Below are 16,701 nucleotides of genomic sequence, written 5' to 3'. Positions count from 1 at the left end.
GATTTCGCAATAGCCTCTGAAATGTGTTCCCGCAAGTCCAATATAAATACGGTAAATACGGAGAACATCATGGTGACCTTCATCGGCACGAAAGAACTGCAAAACCACTTGAAGAAGACCAGACTGGAAGACGCCATTACACGTCTGGCTGGCATGATCAAGGAAGACTATTTGCGCTGGCAATCATTTGACAAATCTGCGCGAATAGCCAATCACTCAGACGTAGGTGTCATAGAGCTGATGCCTATCTCTGACGGCAACCAATATTCATTCAAATATGTCAATGGTCACCCGAAGAACACCCAGGCTGGTTTGCTGACGGTGACTGCCTTTGGCGTACTGGCTGATGTGAATACCGGCTACCCTCGCCTGCTGTCAGAATTGACACTGACAACTGCCATACGCACTGCCGCCACCTCGGCCCTGGCAGCGACTTATATGGCCAGGCCAAACAGCCGTGTCATGGCACTGATAGGCAATGGTGCGCAAAGCGAGTTTCAGGCAGTGGCGTTTCATGCCATGCTGGGCATTAAAGAGTTGCGTGTATATGACATAGACCCTGCAGCAACTGACAAATTAATTCATAATTTGCGTATGTATCCTGAATTGCGCGTGATACGTGCCAGTTCCACTGCCGAGGCAGTCAAAGGCGCGGACATCGTGACTACGGTGACAGCAGATAAAACCAATGCCATCATATTGACCCCGGACATGATAGAACCCGGCATGCATATCAATGGCGTAGGCGGCGATTGTCCAGGAAAGACGGAATTGCATGCAGATATTTTGAGTAACGCCTATGTGGTGGTGGAATATGAACCGCAATCCCGCATAGAAGGTGAATTGCAGCAAATGCCGGCAGATTTCAAGGTGACCGAACTGTGGACTATTCTGGCAGGGAATGCTACTGGTCGCAGCAATGCAGAGCAAGTAACAGTATTTGATTCTGTAGGATTTGCACTGGAAGATTTTTCTGCCATGCGTTATCTGGAAAAATATGTCATGCAGGCCAATTCACCGGTACTGGATCTGATCCCTGAAATGATGAACCCGAAAGACCTGTTTGGTATGGGGATGGCAGTAACAAGCACCAATGTTGCCAGCCCTGCCCGTAGCAATACAGATTGTGCAGTACCAATAAACGCTTGAAGTCAAACTTGACCACGGCATTACACTAGAAACGAATGAAAACCATTTCCTTAATTGGAGCGCCTACCGATGTAGGCGCAAGCGTCAGAGGCGCGGGCATGGGGCCCGACGCATTACGTGTGGCGGGCCTGAACGAGGCTTTGACGGCACGCGGCCTGAAAGTCATCGACCATGGCAATTTGCATGGTCCGGCCAATCCCTGGGAACAACCAGTGAATGGCCTGCGCCACCTCAAAGAGGCGATAGACTGGAACCAGGCCGTGTACGATGCCGTCGACAAGGCCTTACAGGAAGGCCATATGCCCATGATGCTCGGTGGTGATCATTGTCTGGCCATAGGTTCCATCAGCGCGGTGGCAGCCCACTGCCGTCGTGTTGGCAAGAAACTGCGCGTTTTATGGTTTGATGCCCATGCTGACAGCAACCTGTCGACTATCAGCCCTACCGGCAATATCCACGGCATGCCTGTCGCCTGCCTGATGGGTCATGGCCCCAAAGAGCTGATCAACTACAGCGGCCAGACTCCCGCCATCCAACCTGCAGATATCCGCCTGATAGGCATACGCAGCGTCGATGATGGCGAGCGCAAGTTCATCCACGAAATGGGTATGCAGGTATTCGACATGCGCTACATCGATGAATATGGCATGCGCAATGTCATGTCTTCAGTGCTGGCGAATCTGGACAGCAATACCCATTTGCACGTGAGCTTTGACCTTGACTGCCTGGACCCCGGCATCGCCCCCGGTGTTGGTACTGCCGTACTCGGTGGCCCTAGCTATCGAGAGGCACAATTGTGTATGGAAATGGTGGCTGATACCGGCTTGATGGCTTCACTGGACGTGGTCGAACTCAACCCTGCACTGGATGTACGCAATCAAACCGCCGTTCTGGCGGTTGACCTGATCGAAAGCCTGTTTGGCAAATCTACGCTGGTCAGGATGTAAGTTCTGAAGACCATCAGCAAACCTGGTTTGCTGATGATTTGCTGATGATTTGCTGCATCCCGAACAGTTATTCATGATAACTTAATGTCTGATGCTTTACCAAGACTCAGGCAAATGAAAACTCCCCCTCCCGCCAGGCTGCACCTGCTACCGGCAAAATCAGCCTCATATACGGTGGTCTTGCGACGCAAGCCCACAGACTGGTTTCACGTCCTGCGCTGGAATACGGAAACAGATGAAATAGAAAACGGTGCCTGGTTCCATGGGACACTCTACCCGACCCGGGCTGACCTGTCGTTTGATGGACGTTTCCTGGTTTTTCTGGCGCTGGAGAAAGGGATAGCATGTTTAAACCGGATCTCTCATGCGCCGCTGTTGACACAGATCCATGAAGCCGAAGCAAACGGCACTTATCGTGGCGGAGGCTATTGGGAAAGCCCGACACACCTGCGCCTGAACGGCTGGACTATCGAGGCCCGGGATGGGCGCAAAAAAGTCGAAGAGACGCTCTCAGCTACACTGGAGACTTATGAAGATGAACTTGGTGAAACCGGTGTCCTATACCAGCGTTTACGCCGGGATGGATGGAGCCGTGCAGGAGATAACTGGGGTAACACCAGTCAGTCTGGCAATCATATTTGTACAGGCGATGATGGCTGGACAAACCAGCCAAGCGCAGCACACCCCACACTAAGAATGGTGAATACAGGCTACAAAAATAGCAGCTTGCAATTCAAGTTCTGGCTAGAAGAATTTCCCAAACTAATTCCTGAACAAGCAGACTGGGCATGCTGGGATGCCTTGGGGCAGTTATTATTTTCATGCGCCGGTTCGCTCTATAAATACGCACTTGATGACATACGCGCAGGTACAGCAAGAACTGTCATCAATCTTGAACATTTATCGCCGCCCGCCAGCCTGGAGTAATGATTTACACCCTAGCCGTATAAAGCAAAAGCCCCGCTGCAACGTCAATCACAGCGGGGCTTTTTTGTACAGATCAATACAGCTACAGAAAATTACTCAACTGCCTTCACCATATCTTCAATCACTTTCTTGGCATCGCCAAACACCATCATGGTTTTATCCATGTAGAACAATTCATTGTCCAGCCCTGCATAGCCAGAAGCCATGGAGCGCTTGTTGACGATAACGGTCTTGGCTTTGTAGGCTTCCAGGATAGGCATGCCAGCAATCGGTGATTTGGGGTCTTTTGCCGCAGGATTAACCACGTCATTTGCACCCAATACCAATACCACGTCAGCTTGGCCAAATTCGCTGTTGATGTCTTCCATCTCGAATACCTGGTCGTAGGGTACTTCAGCTTCTGCCAGCAAGACGTTCATGTGACCAGGCATGCGCCCTGCCACAGGGTGAATCGCATACTTGACGGTAATACCTTTGTGCGTCAGTTTTTCTGTCAGTTCTTTCAGGGCATGCTGGGCACGTGCGACCGCCAGGCCATAACCAGGAACGATGATGACAGTCTCTGCATTGCCGAGCAGGAAAGCCACGTCATCAGCAGAACCGGATTTAACGGTACGCTGCGCCTGGTCACCTGTAGCAGCAGTAGCAGCTTCGCCACCAAAACCACCCAAGATTACATTGAAGAACGAACGGTTCATCGCCTTGCACATGATGTAAGACAGGATGGCACCAGAAGAACCTACCAGCGAACCGGCAATGATGAGCATGGAGTTATTCAGCGAAAAGCCGATACCTGCAGCGGCCCAGCCAGAATAACTGTTCAGCATCGATACCACCACCGGCATATCAGCACCACCGATAGGGATGATGATGAGCACACCCAGCACGAAGGCCAGAGCCGTCATGATGATGAACGGTGTCCAGCTTTGCGTGACGCAGAAGGCTATACCACAAGCCAGCATCGCAATTGCCAAGACCAGGTTCAACTGATGCTGACCACTGAAGCTGACCGGTGCGCCTTGGAACAGACGGAACTTGTACTTGCCCGACAATTTACCAAAGGCGATGACAGAACCAGAGAAAGTAATCGCACCGACAAAAGTGCCGATAAACAATTCCAGACGGTTACCAAAAGGTATAGGCTGGTCTCTTGCGACGATATTGAATACCCATGGCTCGGAAACGACGGCCACGGCGATACACACCGCTGCCAAACCGATCAATGAGTGCATCGCTGCGACCAGTTCCGGCATCTTGGTCATCTCTACGCGCTTGGCCAGCGTAGCACCTATGCCACCACCGACGATGACGCCGATGGCAACCAGGCCATAGCCCAAACCTGCGCCACTACTTTCGCTTTTCAGTTTGACGATCAGGGCAATGGTGGTCGCGACCGCGATTGCCATGCCTATCATGCCAAAGCTGTTACCACGGCGTGCCGTGGAGGGGTGGGACAAGCCTTTGAGTGCCTGGATAAAGCAGACGGATGCGATCAGATAGAGCATCGTTACCAGATTCATGCTCATTATTTGCCCTCCTTGTCAGTATGGGCAACGGCCTTAGGCTCTTTTTTCTTGAACATTTCCAGCATCCTCTGGGTAACCAGAAAACCGCCGAATACATTCACTGCCGCCAGTGCGACGGCTACCGTGCCCATGACCTGGGCCAGCAGGCCTTCGGTCAAACCGGCGGCCAACATGGCACCGACAATGATGATGGCAGAAATGGCATTGGTCACCGCCATCAAAGGCGTGTGCAGGGCTGGTGTTACTGTCCACACCACATGGTAACCGACATAAATTGCCAGCACGAAGATGATGAGATTGGTAAGGGTATGACTAACTTCCATGATGTCCTCTCTTTAATTGGATTGAGACATGCAAATCGAGACATGAGCAAGCAGAACTTTAGATGCCGCCTGCCCCGGCTACGTTATTTATACTCTTTGATACTGGTGATCTGATTCTTGCCATTCACGAAAACGACATTTGGTTTATACGCTTTTGCTTCTTCTTCTGTCATCGGCGCATAGGTACAGATAATCATCAGATCGCCCAGTTGTACGCGGCGGGCTGCAGCGCCATTGAGTGAAATTTCACCGCTGCCACGTTTGCCTTTAATGGCATAAGTGGAGAAGCGTTCACCGTTGTTGACGTTATACAGCTCTATCTGTTCGTTTTCGATGATGTTGGCAGCGTCGAGCAGATCTTCATCGATACCGCACGATCCTTCGTAGTGCAGGTCACACTGGGTTACAGTTGCGCGATGAATTTTGGCGCGGAGCATATTTCTTTGCATGGTCGTTCTACTTTCTGATACTTAAAAAAATCTTAAACTTTAATCTACTTCTTTACTTCTTCAAGACTTCACCAGCCGAGCACACCAGGGTGGCAGCGATGATTTCGTCTTCACGGTTAATCGCCAGCGCAGCATCCTTGTCGATAATAAGCTTGAGGAAGTCCAGCACATTGCGAGAGTACAAGGCCGATGCATCAGCAGCCACCAGAGTTGCCAGATTAGGCTCACCGATGATGTGTACACCGTACTTGGTGACAGTCTTGTTGAGCTCAGACAAAGGGCAATTGCCACCCTGCTCTACCGCCATGTCGACGATGACTGAGCCTGGCTTCATGGCTTTTACTGTCTCTTCCGAAATCAATATCGGTGCCTTGCGGCCAGGGATCAGGGCTGTGGTGATGATGATGTCAGCCTGCTTGGCACGTTCATGCACCAGGGCTGCCTGTCTTTCCATCCACGCTGCTGGCATGGAACGGGCATAGCCGCCTACGCCTTTGGCGATCTCGCGCTCTTCATCGGTTTCATAAGGCACATCGATGAATTTTGCACCCAGGGATTCAACCTGCTCCTTGACGGGGGGGCGTACGTCAGATGCTTCAATCACAGCACCCAGGCGCTTGGCCGTGGCAATGGCTTGCAAACCAGCTACGCCCACCCCCATGATCAATACGCGTGCAGCCTTGACCGTGCCCGCAGCCGTCATCAACATGGGCATGAAGCGTTGATAAGTATTGGCGGCCAGCATGACAGCCTTGTAACCGGCGATATTAGCTTGCGAAGACAAGACGTCGAGCGACTGCGCACGGGTAATGCGCGGTGCAGCTTCGAGTGCAAATGCGGACAGGCCGTGTGTGGCCATTGCCGCAATATTGTCTGCGTCAAAAGGATTGAGCATGCCGACCAGCACAGCGCCTGATTTCATCAGGGCACGTTCTTCTGCATTGGGGGCACGTACTTTTAAGACCAGCTCAGCGCCCAGCGCATCGGCAGCCGTGCCGATTTCTGCACCGGCAGCCTGGTAAGCCTCGTCAGTAATACTGGACGCCACGCCTGCACCAGACTGCACGATCACCTGATGTTTGGCTGCAACATATTTTTTTATCGTTTCTGGAGTTGCCGCAACACGCGTCTCCCCCGGCCGTGACTCGGCGGGTATGCCGATTTTCATAGATTTGCTCCCTTTTTTAGTGTGAATACTGGTGTAACAATTACGTGCTGTTGCGGTCAAGGGTAAGCTCTGGCCGCTCCATTATTTTTTGCTGATACAGGTAAATCACTTTCTTACCCGAATCTTACATTTGATATTCGACAACGATATTACACGCAAAATGTTTTTTAGCACAACCGTTCACTTTTTTGTGTTTTCTACAAATCCCTATACAGAATCAAGCTGACGATACCCAGAATATCCACATAGAAGTAAATTATTTCCTTTAAAAACAGTCACTTGAAAACAAAACCTGCACTTGCGCCAGTTTGGTGCAAAATAAAAATAGCAGGAATCCTCGAAAATAAGCGGGCATAGATAAATTACGCATTAGCTAATTCGCTTTCAAATTTGCTGGTTTGCCACACAAAATTTGACGGCAAAGTAAAATGTCGGACTTACTGAGAGAAGCCATGTCTGCCATTTGGAAACCATCCGTCACTGTAGCCGCAATCATAGAGCGCAACCAACAGTTTTTCATGATAGAAGAAGAAACTATTGATGGCGTGCGCATCAATCAGCCCGCAGGTCACCTGGACCCTGATGAAAGCCTGCTTCAAGCCGTCATCCGTGAAACCCTGGAAGAAACTGCGCATGACTTCTTACCAACGGCGCTGATAGGCACTTACCTGTCGCGCTTTGTTTCACCGAAGACCGGTGAAGAAGTCACTTATCTACGTTTTGCTTTTACCGGTGAACTGGGCAAGGCGCATGAGCGTGCCCTCGATACCGGCATCTTGCGCACTGTGTGGATGAGTTATGACGAGATCGTGGCAACACAGGACAGCCATCGCAGCCCTCTCGTCAAGCAATGCATAGAAGATTATTTGCAGGGCAAGCGCGCGCCGCTGTCCCTGTTGTTTACCCATCCAAGCGCACTTGGAAACTTGGAACCGCAAAAATGAGCAAGAAAAAAGTAGTGATAGGCATGTCTGGCGGCGTTGATTCTTCCGTCTCGGCATGGCTACTGAAAGAACAGGGCTATGAAGTCATCGGCCTGTACATGAAAAACTGGGAAGATGACGACGATTCAGAATATTGCTCTACCCGTGAAGACTGGATAGATGCCGTCAGCGTTGCCGACGTCGTTGGCGTCGATATCGAAGCCGTGAATTTCGCCAGTGAATACAAGGACCGCGTCTTTGCCGAGTTCCTGCGTGAATACCAGGCTGGCCGCACGCCCAACCCGGACGTGCTGTGCAATGCCGAAATCAAGTTCAAGGCTTTTCTTGACCACGCCATGAAGCTGGGTGCCGATTACATCGCCACCGGCCATTATGCACGCGTGCGTGAAATGAATGGCCAGTTCCAGTTGATGAAGGCCATGGATGCCAGCAAGGACCAGAGCTACTTCCTGCACAGGCTGAACCAGAAGCAACTGGCAAATACCCTGTTCCCGCTTGGTGAAATCCACAAAACTGAAGTGCGCAAGATTGCTGAACAATTGCAATTGCCGAATGCAAAGAAAAAAGATTCGACTGGCATCTGCTTTATCGGCGAGCGCCCTTTCCGCGAATTTTTGAACCGTTATCTGTCATACAAACCTGGCAACATACAAACGCCTGAAGGTAAAATCATAGGCCAGCATGTGGGCCTGAGTTTTTATACCCTGGGTCAGCGCAAAGGCATAGGCATAGGCGGCATCAAGTCGCACCAGAATGCCGACGGCAGCAGCGATGCCTGGTATGTGGCGAAAAAAGATGTTGAAGCCAACACCCTGTATGCAGTGCAAGGCCATGACCACCCTTGGTTATTATCTGCTGGTCTCGAAGCAGGGCAAGTCAGTTGGGTTGCTGGTGAAGCGCCGCAAGCTGGTGACTTGTCTGCCAAGACCCGTTACCGCCAGCCTGATGTGGCTTGCCATTTCAGTGGCGACAGCGTGCGCTTTCAACTGGACTTCCCGCAGGCACAATGGGCAGTTACCCCTGGGCAGTCTGCCGTCTTGTACGATGGTGATGTTTGTCTGGGTGGTGGGATTATTGATATCGCCAGCCGTAAGGCCGATTAAAAGTGGTCTGCTGAGACTTGACTTTCCAAAATCTTTGCCAGGTTCAAAAATGCCCACGAGTCTGTGGGCATTTTCATTTCAGCTACTGAAATTTACATAACCGGGCTTATCATTTAACCATCCTTTAGCTGCAAGTCTTTCTCCTGACACAATCATTAGCAAGCGTAAATCCGGGTAAATTCAGAACAAAATTTGATGTATTTTGTTTATCCTGACAAAACTCCCAAATAGACCAAATTATCCAAAATATGTACGGAGAGAGACATTCATCGATTTGACACGATTCATTTCTTTACAATTTAAATCGATGAAATTATATTTACATTTCTATTTCATCGGAAAAGCCCGTCGATATGAATCGTCCTGATACGCAATCCCTGGGTGGTACTGTCAATGCGCGCATAGGCAAGGTCTATATGAACTTGTCAAAAGCGCATAGAAAAGCAGCAGACTATGTCTTGTCGAATGTTTTTCGCTCAGCCACCATGTCTATCGATGAGCTGGCGAATGCCGTCGGCATTTCCGTTGCCACCGCAAATCGCTTTGCCAGAGCCTTGGGCTTTGAAGGTTATCCGCAATTCCGGGCAGAACTGGTGTATGGTTTTGAAGCCATGCTGGCGCCCATAGATAACTTGCGCAGTGAAATCCAGCGCCCTGCCACCAGCACAGAAATCATTTCCAGCTCGCTCAATGAAGACATGGCCAATCTGGAAGCTACCCGTCGCGGGCTGTCTCCTGACTTGTGCAATCAGGCCGTGCGCCAGATCCTGAATGCAGAGAGAATATATATCGTTGGCTATGGCGCCAGCGCCTTTCTGGCTGGCCTGATGGCGCATAGCCTGGACCCGTTTTGCAATACCGTGCAATCGACGCTGGGCTCAGGCGGGCCATCGAATGTTGCCCGCCAGTTGTTCAAGTACACAGAGCGTGATCTGGTCATCGGCATTTCTTTCCCGCGTTATGCAGAAGATGTCGTCACCATCCTGCAGCAATTGCGCGACAAGGATGTGCCCATACTGGCACTGACAGATGCGCCAAGCTCACCATTGGCTTCGCTGGCGAATATCACCCTGTATGCGCAAACCCGGCGCAATTTCTCTCCCAACTCGGAAGGCGCAGCGCTGTGCCTGATCGAAGCGATTTGCAGTGCTGTCGCCCACCAGGCAAAAGCCCCGGTACATGCTGCATCTGAAATGACCAAGTTCATGCTGCCGTGGCTGTACCAGGAACCAAATGCCACTGCCCGCAAATCGCAGGCAGCAGCAGCCAGCAAAATCATCGATATGGACAGGCCAGCTTAAGATGGGCGCGCGTGCTGCCATCGCCATCCACGGTGGTGCTGGCACGATCTTGCGTAGCACGCTGAGTGCAGAGCGCGAGGCACATTACCTGAGCACCTTGCAAGCTATCGTTTGCGCAGGCAGTGAGGTATTGGCGAAAGGTGGCAGTGCTCTGGACGCAGTGAGCCTGACTGTCAGCTTGCTGGAAGACTGCCCCATGTTCAATGCCGGCAAAGGCTCTGTATTCACCAATGCTGGCACCATAGAAATGGATGCCGCCATCATGGATGGCAATACCCGGCGTGCTGGCGCAGTTGCTTGTGTACAGCATGTGCGTAACCCCATCCAGGCGGCAAGAGCAATCATGGAGCACAGCCCGCATGTACTGATGGTGGGCCAAGGTGCAGAAACATTCCTGCGCCAGCATGGCTTGCCGTTTGAAGACAGCGCTTATTTTTATACTGAAGAACGCCACGCGCAATTGCAACGCGCGAGGCTAGAATCTGGTGTGCTGCTGGATCACGATGGAGCAAATTTGCTGACCAGTACATCAGGAAAAGCAGCAGAACCAGCACCACTTGATCCCGATAGAAAATTTGGTACGGTCGGTGCCGTCGCACTCGACTTGCAAGGCAACCTGGCCGCTGCCACCTCTACTGGCGGCATGACCAATAAATTACCGGGCCGTGTTGGCGACACACCGATGCTGGGCGCGGGTTGCTATGCGGATAATCAGACCGCCGCACTGTCATCCACAGGCACTGGCGAAGCCTTCATGCGCAGCCTGGCCCTGCATGATATTGCGGCACAAATGCAATACCTGGGATATAGCCTTGAGAAAGCAGCCCATATCGTCGTCATGGATAAACTCCCTTTAGTTGACGGCCAAGGTGGCATCATAGGCGTAGACAGACTGGGCAATATCGTCCTGCCCTTCAATACCGAAGGCATGTACCGCGCATGGCAACGCCTTGGTGAAAGCCCAGTTTCTGCGATTTACACCCCCGGCAATTAAGCGGTATTTTTTCCCACCGATTACCGGATGTACTTGCTCAAATAACACTTATACTGCGAGTGTTTTCATTTCACTTGAGATTAAACATCATGAAAAACCTGCTCAAAATAGCTGCTGGCGTAATCGCCCTGCTATTCCTGTTTGCCCTCAGTCCATTCGCCACCATCCCAGCGGGTCATCGTGGCGTGCTGACCACCTTTGGCAAACCTTCAGATGAAGTCTATAGCGAAGGCATACACTGGGTCTGGCCTGTCGCCCAAAAAATGCATAGAGTATCAGTCGCCATACAAAAAGGGGAAGGTGATGGTGATGCAGCGTCCAAGGACTTGCAAACCGTGCACACCAAGATCGCCATCAACTACCACGTCAGGCCAGATGCAGTGGTATCAGTCTATCGCGACCTTGGCAACGAACCAGGTGAGCGCATCATCATCCCCAGCGTGCAGGAAGCCGTCAAAGCGGTGACTGCCCGCTTCACCGCAGAAGAATTGATTTCCCGCCGCTCGCAAGTACGCGATGAAATCATCCTGGCCCTAAAGGAACGTATGGCCAGACATGGCCTTGTGGTCGATGAATTTTCCATCGTCAACTTCAACTTCAGCAAGACCTTTAATGAAGCTATTGAAGCAAAAACAACGGCTGATCAATTGAAGATGAAGGCCGAGCGCGACCTGCAAAGGATAGAAGTCGAAGCCAAACAAAAAATAGCCCGCGCCCGCGCCGAAGCAGAAGCACTGTCCCTGCAAAGACAGCAAGTCACACCAGAACTGCTGCGCCTGCGTGAAACTGAGAATCAGGCCAAGGCCATAGAAAAATGGGATGGCCGTTTGCCGACGACCGTGGGTGGTGCTGTGCCCTTTATCAATGTGAACAAATAATCGCGACCAGGCCAGGAAAAAGCCAAGTATGTCCGAACAAAAGTCATCCGCCCGCTTCACAGCATTTTGTATTGTTCTGCTGGTCATCTGGTATGTGCTTGACACGCCAATAGATCTGAACCTGAACTGGAACCCGGATGACTTTGATATTTTTTCTGACAATGGCTTTTCGATAGGCGGCATCGCTGTGGCACTCATCGCCATCGTCTTCGCCATGGTCATGGCGGGGTTGGTGATTGCCGGGGTGTCGCTATTACTGGTGGGGATTGCGATATTGATAGGCGGCTTGTTGCTGATGATCTTTTCGCCGTTTTTATTGCCTGTGTTGCTACTGCTTGTGGTGCTGGGGATTTTTAAGAGGAAATCGCGATAAATAAGCGATCTGCCTTACGGCTAATCCGAATCGTTGCGGTGTGACTTGAAGCAAGATTTTTGCCAAGTGGATAATGCCAACATCAAATGGCTTTTTCATGATGCAAGCTGCCAATCGCAAAAGGTGCTTTTTACCTAAACGAAAAATCGGATAGGTCATGCTAATCCTCCATAAATTCGCTTTATTCAGCGAGAGTCTTGATGGACGCTAGCGCGTGCATAAGATTCTTTGGAGAAACAGGCTTGGTGAGGAGATTGATGCCATGCTGAGCTGCATCACTACGTGCTTTCTGATCAGTTTCACCGCTAATCAGTATGACCTGCGTTCCCGCAGTTTGTAGTAATTTTGCCAAATCAAGGCCGGACTCATTTTCTGGCAATCGCACATCACAGATAGCAATGTCACGTTCTGACGCATTCAGCCGCGCCGCCGCCGCTGTCTTTGCCCAATAAACATCCCCCCCCCAGGCCTGGATTAGCTGAACCATGGCATTTCCCACCAACAAATCATCTTCAACAAGTAAGACTTTCAGGTTCTGTAAAATACGTGAATCAGAGCCCCATAAATCGCCTTGCGACATAGGGTAAACGCCCGGAATCGGTTCTGGCTTTTGGGCAAGATCAGGGAGATGCCGTGAGAGCGTCAGCGTCATGCAACACCCGCGGCCTGGTTCAGAGCGCACACTGATTGCGCCACTTAACAACTCACTTAAACGTTTTGCAATTGCCAAACCCAGGCCAAGTCCTTGTGACGGATCACGCGACTGGTTATTGATCTGCACAAATTCAGAAAAGATCAGTGCCTGATCTTTCTCTGCAATGCCGCAGCCAGCATCCCGCACCTGAATCTTCCATTGATCACCTGCCGGGCGTACGGCAATCACTACCGCACGGCCAGGAGGAGAATACTTGATCGCATTCCCCAACAGATTGGACAACACCCGTTTGAGCATTAATTCGTCTGCATAAACCAGGCTGTCTGGTTTAACAAGGGCAACCAGACGCACACCATTGCGCTCTGCCACTGGGCTATGTTGAAGTATTAGTTCCTTTACCAAAGGTGCTAGCGCCAGGGCGCGCAGATCAGGTTGTTCCATATTGGCTTCAAGGCGGGCCAGATCAAGTACTTTGGAAAGCAGATCGTTCAAGGTTTGCCAGGACAGAGTAATGCCAACCACCGCATGTCTGGCCTGCGGGTTACCTGACTCTGCCACCACGCGCTCTATCGCGTCCAGGTAGAGCCCAATCGCATGCACGGGTTGACGCAGATCATGACTGATCGCCGCAAAGAAACGTGATTTGGCGATTGCCACAGCACTCATTGCCCTGGCCGCACTTTCCGCCTGCATACGTGACTCAAACTGCGTGCGCATCAAGCGCATGTGAACGCCCGTCAGTTGTGCCAGTGGGATAGGTACGAACAGTGTACAGCAGCCCAATACCCAGCTCGCCGTTTGACCCAGTGTCAAGCCTTCGATAATGAGATGAAGCGCGTTCGGCGTCCCAAGAATCAGCAGGGACACCATAATCCGCACCCAGTCCATACCGGCCAGATGGGTAATCAACACCGTTGCCGTGCCCAATAAATAGACCGTCAACAAGGCCTGCATGGCGATATCGCCTGGCACATATAAAAAGTAAGTGCCACTTGATATGCTTGCCATATACACCCAGATCAGGCCGCGCAAAAGCCAGCGTCGACGCTGTTCAGGCATGCGGTCGAATTTGGTCCGACGTATGATTGCCAGGCGCAGTGTCCCGGTAAAAGCCACCAGCAACCACCAGGTGAGTGGCTTCCAGGCCGGTAATATGTTGGAAAAATAGTAAGCAGTCAATGCCAGTGCCGCCATGGCACCGGGGAAGATCAATGCATCGACCGGTATTTCCTCTGGGTCAGGCTGTGAAATGACTGGCGCGGCTGTTTCCACGCTCATTTCAAATCCTCATCAAAACGCGCCGCCTGCGTGCGATTAGTGACGTTGAGCTGTTTAAAAATCTCGCTCATATAATTCTTGACGGTGCCTTCGCTGATATTCAACTGTTGCGCAATACTTTTGTTGGTCATACCCATGCGCAACAGTTCTCGCACCTCTTCCAGGCGCGGGCTCAGCCTTACAACTGCCTCCTGCTTTGGCTCGCTGAGTTGGACAAAGCCTGGTCTGCCGCCTTCAAGGCTGGACTTGATCGCTGTCTTCATTTGCGCGGCGCTGGCATTCTTTGACACAAACGCGCAGACTGAAGGAAGATTCAGGCAGCGACGCACCAGGTCGGGTGAACTGAGTGCCGATACCACCACAACTGGTATTTGCGGCCACTTGCTCAGAATATCCTGCAAGGCATCACCCCGCTCCATCCCTGGCATGTTCAGGTCAATCAGCGCCAGGTGTGGCTGTGCTTGCACTGCCATGGCCGCGCTCAGCGTCATGGCATCACTTGCATCGACGAATTCAACATGCGGAAGAATGTCCCTGATCAGCATCTTTAGCCCATCGCGCACCAGCGCATGGTCCTCCGCAATGACAACGGTGATCTCTTCATTTGCAAGTGGTGGTGTCAAGGATTCATTCATTCTTCAAGTGTAAGGATATGAGCCTGATTACACAAGAATGAAATTAGTCATATCGGTCTGTGAATTTGCTTGGATGAGACTTTTTACGTTTGGTTGCAATACCTGCAAGGAACAAGCGATGTAAAGCTTTTGGATGTCTGCTGATGTATTTGCCATTAGGAACCTTTAATTGGTATGTTGAACTACGTATTCGGTTAGAAGTTTTTTAGCGCATGTCGTTTAAGCTTTATGCAATCAGATTGGCCGCAGTAATAGTGCCAACCGTACCTGTCAATTTCACAAAGAAGTCGGTATTGTCAAGCTGGAAGACATTTGAACCGTTGTTCTCAAACAGATAAGTTCCTGCTGCTGTACCTCCCGCTATCTTGATCAGGAAAGCTTCACTTGTCTGATTTTCCCCGATAACGGAGACCATGGCGTCTATCATGCTCAGATAGTCGGACGTATCGGCAGTAGTTATGTTGTAGGAGGTCACTCTCGTTGCATTGACGCCAGTCTTGAAATAATCCGAACCGGTCGCATTGAAATTACTCACCACGTCTATCTGCGTCTTATTCGACATAGTGGCCCCAGTTTCTATCAATGTTTCCGAGCCTGAACCAGTGGTCTGCAGATTAATCGTATCCACCGCCGCACCACCTGTGATGGTTGTCGCCGCAGAGCTGGAACCCAGCAGGTTCAATGTCTGGCCACCAGTACCCAGGGTAATGGTGTTGTCGCCCGTGCTCTTGGTATAGTTCAACGTGACACCTGCGCCATTCGCGTTGGTGAAGCTGGCTGTACCTGTACTGCCAGCCACGTTGATGGTTTCGATATTCGAGACTCTGGTACTCAGATTAATGTTCTGGGTGGTGGTCGCGCCGATATTGAGTGTATCCGTACCATTGCCGCCATTCACCCAGGGCTGGCGGGAGGTGATCTGGTTGTCCGTAAAATTGAAAGTATCGCTACCTGATCCACCAATCACATTGTACACAGAATTGCCTGACGTAAAATTGTTGGTGCCATTGGCGAGCTTATAGTTTCCTATCGCGCCGAAGGCACTGAAGGTACCAGCCGTAGTCAACGTGAGTGTTTCATTTCCGTAAGCATAGATGTTGCCGGTAAATTGAGACATCTGGGCTATTGTTGCCGTGATGTTCGCGTCCAAGTCCAGACGCAAGACTTCAAAGCCGGTGATCGTGGCATTGCTGATATCCGGACTCGATCCTATCAATTTCAGATTATCATAAGTACCTGTACCAGCAGTATAAGTACCAAGGATGGTCACTCCAACGAGGATCAGGGAATTACTGCCGTTGCCTAAGGACGCCGTGCTGGAAACAGTGCCAATGATTGTCAAATTGTCGCTTCCACTACCGCCAGTGTAGTTAACACCTGCCGTGGTAGAGAACATGTTGACGTAATTGTGACCGCTGGCACTGCCTTTGACAGTAGCTGCGCCTGTCAGGGCACCGGATGTCCAGCTAAAGTCGCCCAGGGTAATGCCGCTGGCATCCACCGTCGTCAACGCGGTGCTCGATGATGACAGGGTCAAGCCCGCATTGCCACTCACATTGATGGTTTTGACTGAATTACCCAGCCAGGTCAGTGAGTCGTTGAAAGCGCCTGTCGGTGTACCCTGGCTATCAACGGTTGTGATATTCGCAGTCTCTACACCGGATGCAGTAACACCGGTGTTGGCAAAGGCGATGCCAGAAGTACTGCCATCAGTCAGCGTCAGGTTGACGACATCATTGACACCACCGACAAACGCAGCATTGGAAATGGTAAAGGCCGTACCCGAACCATTGAGCGTGATATTGCCATTGCTGGGCAAGTTGCTCAATGTCAGTCCATTGGCGGCAGAGAAAGTGACGTCGCTATAATTACCCAATACCTGCAAGTCGACGGTCTGATTGGTCACACTGGTGAGGCGCAGCTTCTCAAAGCCGCTGACATTGGCAGCAAAGGTGCCGGAACCGGAAGCTGTGGCAGCATAAGCAGCCGGCAGCACGATCGTGTCAGTGCCGGAGCCGCCATTCACAACGATAGGTAACAAGGCTGAGTTG

General features: G+C 51.2%; 16 protein-coding genes. 9 read left to right on the top strand and 7 right to left on the bottom strand.

All coding sequences use genetic code 11. The features are described 5' to 3' along the window. The first annotated feature begins 69 nt into the window (after nucleotides 1–69). From Q8K39_RS06895 to Q8K39_RS06885, 3 genes are all read left to right on the top strand, one after another. On the top strand, nucleotides 70–1,149 hold the full coding sequence (locus tag Q8K39_RS06895; protein ID WP_305258945.1) for an ornithine cyclodeaminase: 1,080 nt from the start codon (nucleotides 70–72) through the stop codon (nucleotides 1,147–1,149). Nucleotides 1,150–1,184: 35 nt separating this feature from the next. Further along, complete coding sequence (gene rocF / locus Q8K39_RS06890) at nucleotides 1,185–2,096, top strand: arginase (protein ID WP_305258943.1); 912 nt, start codon at nucleotides 1,185–1,187, stop codon at nucleotides 2,094–2,096. A gap of 114 nt (nucleotides 2,097–2,210) precedes the next feature. Further along, the gene (locus tag Q8K39_RS06885) at nucleotides 2,211–3,023 is read left to right on the top strand and encodes a hypothetical protein (protein ID WP_305258941.1); all 813 of its coding nucleotides are present in this window, start codon (nucleotides 2,211–2,213) and stop codon (nucleotides 3,021–3,023) included. Nucleotides 3,024–3,115: 92 nt separating this feature from the next. On the opposite strand, the gene Q8K39_RS06880 is transcribed toward Q8K39_RS06885, so the two are convergent. The 4 genes from Q8K39_RS06880 to Q8K39_RS06865 form a co-directional block, all read right to left on the bottom strand. Further along, nucleotides 3,116–4,549: an NAD(P)(+) transhydrogenase (Re/Si-specific) subunit beta gene (locus Q8K39_RS06880; protein WP_305258939.1), complete on the bottom strand. Its 1,434-nt coding sequence runs from the start codon at nucleotides 4,547–4,549 to the stop codon at nucleotides 3,116–3,118. Beyond that, on the bottom strand, nucleotides 4,549–4,872 hold the full coding sequence (locus Q8K39_RS06875; protein WP_305258937.1) for an NAD(P) transhydrogenase subunit alpha: 324 nt from the start codon (nucleotides 4,870–4,872) through the stop codon (nucleotides 4,549–4,551). Before Q8K39_RS06875 ends, Q8K39_RS06880 begins: the two co-directional genes overlap by 1 nt. 83 nt (nucleotides 4,873–4,955) lie before the next feature. Beyond that, on the bottom strand, nucleotides 4,956–5,321 hold the full coding sequence (gene panD, locus Q8K39_RS06870) for an aspartate 1-decarboxylase (protein ID WP_110255112.1): 366 nt from the start codon (nucleotides 5,319–5,321) through the stop codon (nucleotides 4,956–4,958). A gap of 52 nt (nucleotides 5,322–5,373) precedes the next feature. Continuing rightward, nucleotides 5,374–6,489, bottom strand: a complete 1,116-nt coding sequence (locus Q8K39_RS06865; RefSeq protein WP_305258934.1) for a Re/Si-specific NAD(P)(+) transhydrogenase subunit alpha — start codon at nucleotides 6,487–6,489, stop codon at nucleotides 5,374–5,376. A gap of 452 nt (nucleotides 6,490–6,941) precedes the next feature. Between Q8K39_RS06865 and Q8K39_RS06860 the strand changes: the two genes are divergently transcribed. From Q8K39_RS06860 to Q8K39_RS06835, 6 genes are all read left to right on the top strand, one after another. Beyond that, on the top strand, nucleotides 6,942–7,433 hold the full coding sequence (locus Q8K39_RS06860; protein ID WP_186952212.1) for an NUDIX hydrolase: 492 nt from the start codon (nucleotides 6,942–6,944) through the stop codon (nucleotides 7,431–7,433). Beyond that, nucleotides 7,430–8,536, top strand: coding sequence for a tRNA 2-thiouridine(34) synthase MnmA (mnmA, locus tag Q8K39_RS06855; RefSeq protein ID WP_305258931.1), 1,107 nt, complete (start codon nucleotides 7,430–7,432; stop codon nucleotides 8,534–8,536). The genes Q8K39_RS06860 and mnmA overlap by 4 nt, the downstream gene beginning before the upstream one ends. A gap of 353 nt (nucleotides 8,537–8,889) precedes the next feature. Next, nucleotides 8,890–9,837 (top strand): MurR/RpiR family transcriptional regulator, encoded by a 948-nt coding sequence (locus Q8K39_RS06850; protein ID WP_186952210.1) that lies wholly within the window; start codon nucleotides 8,890–8,892, stop codon nucleotides 9,835–9,837. A gap of 1 nt (nucleotide 9,838) precedes the next feature. Continuing rightward, nucleotides 9,839–10,831: an isoaspartyl peptidase/L-asparaginase family protein gene (locus Q8K39_RS06845; protein WP_305259103.1), complete on the top strand. Its 993-nt coding sequence runs from the start codon at nucleotides 9,839–9,841 to the stop codon at nucleotides 10,829–10,831. 89 nt (nucleotides 10,832–10,920) lie between these two features. Continuing rightward, nucleotides 10,921–11,709 carry a prohibitin family protein gene (locus Q8K39_RS06840; RefSeq protein WP_186952209.1) on the top strand — a complete coding sequence of 263 codons (789 nt, stop codon included), beginning with the start codon at nucleotides 10,921–10,923 and terminating at the stop codon, nucleotides 11,707–11,709. A 28-nt stretch (nucleotides 11,710–11,737) separates the two neighbouring features. Continuing rightward, nucleotides 11,738–12,082 carry a hypothetical protein gene (locus Q8K39_RS06835; protein WP_305258930.1) on the top strand — a complete coding sequence of 115 codons (345 nt, stop codon included), beginning with the start codon at nucleotides 11,738–11,740 and terminating at the stop codon, nucleotides 12,080–12,082. A 181-nt stretch (nucleotides 12,083–12,263) separates the two neighbouring features. Here the strand turns inward: Q8K39_RS06835 and Q8K39_RS06830 are convergent, their stop codons facing one another. The 3 genes from Q8K39_RS06830 to Q8K39_RS06820 form a co-directional block, all read right to left on the bottom strand. Continuing rightward, nucleotides 12,264–14,015 (bottom strand): hybrid sensor histidine kinase/response regulator, encoded by a 1,752-nt coding sequence (locus Q8K39_RS06830; protein WP_305258928.1) that lies wholly within the window; start codon nucleotides 14,013–14,015, stop codon nucleotides 12,264–12,266. Beyond that, nucleotides 14,012–14,638 carry a LuxR C-terminal-related transcriptional regulator gene (locus Q8K39_RS06825; protein WP_305258926.1) on the bottom strand — a complete coding sequence of 209 codons (627 nt, stop codon included), beginning with the start codon at nucleotides 14,636–14,638 and terminating at the stop codon, nucleotides 14,012–14,014. The genes Q8K39_RS06830 and Q8K39_RS06825 overlap by 4 nt, the downstream gene beginning before the upstream one ends. 238 nt (nucleotides 14,639–14,876) lie before the next feature. Continuing rightward, nucleotides 14,877–16,701 (bottom strand): hypothetical protein (locus Q8K39_RS06820; protein WP_305258924.1); only part of this gene is annotated, 1,825 nt, incomplete at its 5' end.

The sequence above is a fragment of the Undibacterium sp. genome, assembly GCF_030683615.1.
In the GTDB taxonomy this organism is placed as follows: domain Bacteria; phylum Pseudomonadota; class Gammaproteobacteria; order Burkholderiales; family Burkholderiaceae_D; genus Undibacterium; species Undibacterium umbellatum.
The sequence above is the reverse complement of the archived record's forward strand: the minus strand, read 5'-3'. Positions and strand labels throughout refer to the sequence as shown.